Source organism: Flavobacterium sp. WG21, assembly GCF_000335775.1.
Lineage (GTDB): Bacteria > Bacteroidota > Bacteroidia > Flavobacteriales > Flavobacteriaceae > Flavobacterium > Flavobacterium tructae.
The window spans coordinates 1-1,191 of the sequence record NZ_AMYW01000075.1 but is presented as its reverse complement, the minus strand read 5'-3'; the positions used below and the strand labels follow the sequence as shown (position 1 = coordinate 1,191).

General features: G+C 44.1%; 1 protein-coding gene. It reads left to right on the top strand.

Going from position 1 to position 1,191, the window contains the following annotated elements; all coding sequences use genetic code 11:
* A partial coding sequence (locus C245_RS0122490) for an Ig-like domain-containing protein (RefSeq protein WP_026110235.1) occupies nucleotides 1-1,191 on the top strand: 1,191 nt, incomplete at both ends.

The following is a 1,191-nucleotide window of genomic DNA, read 5'->3' as shown; positions in this document are numbered from 1 at the left end:
ACCTTTACAGTAACAGTTACGGTAAATCCTTTACCAGTATGTTTGATTGCCGGATCTGATGGTCCACTTTGTCCATCGTCAACAGCTAATAGTTATTCAGCACCTGCAGGTATGAGCAATTACACTTGGTCAATTTCAGGAAATGCTACTATTAGTGGTAATCTTTCGGGACAAACCGTTTTAGTAAATACTGGTGCTACTTGCAGTGCGCCATTTACGTTAACTGTAGTAATCAAAGATATCAATGGCTGTGAATCAACATGTACCAAAGTAATTAATGATCAAGATATCACTGCGCCAACATGGACAACTGCGCCAGCCGCATTGGATGTGACTTTGCAATGTAGCGATACTGCAGGTTTGACAACTGCTCAAGCCAATGCTCCAATAGCTACTGACAATTGTGGAGGAACTGTGACTTATACCAAAGTTTCTGGAGCTTTCGTTGCCGGAAACTGCATAAACTCCGGAACTTATACCAATACCTGGACCGCCACAGATGTTTGTACCAATGTATCGACTGTATTTACTCAAACCATTACAATTCAAGACACTACAGCGCCAACATGGACTACGGCTCTAGCCGCATTGGATGTGACTTTACAATGTAGCGATACTGCAGGTTTGACAACTGCGCAGGCCAATGCTCCAATAGCTACTGATAATTGTGGAGGAACGGTGACTTATACCAAAGTTTCTGGGGCTTTCGTGGCTGGAAACTGCATAAACTCTGGAACTTATACCAATACCTGGACGGCTACAGATGTTTGTACCAATGTATCGACTGTGTTTACTCAAACCATTACAATTCAAGACACTACCGCACCAACATGGACAACTGCGCCAGCCGCATTGGATGTGACTTTGCAATGTAGTGATACTGCTGATTTGACAACCGCTCAGGCCAATGCACCGGTAGCTACTGATAATTGTGGAGGAACGGTGAGTTATACTAAAGTTTCAGGTGCTTTCGTAGCCGGAAACTGTATAAACTCCGGAACGTATACCAATACCTGGACCGCTACAGATGTTTGTACCAATGTATCGACTGTATTTACTCAAACCATTACAATTCAGGACACTACAGCGCCAACATGGACTACGGCTCCAGCCGCATTGGATGTGACTTTGCAATGTAGCGATACTGCAGGTTTGACAACTGCGCAGGCCAATGCTCCAATAGCTACTGAT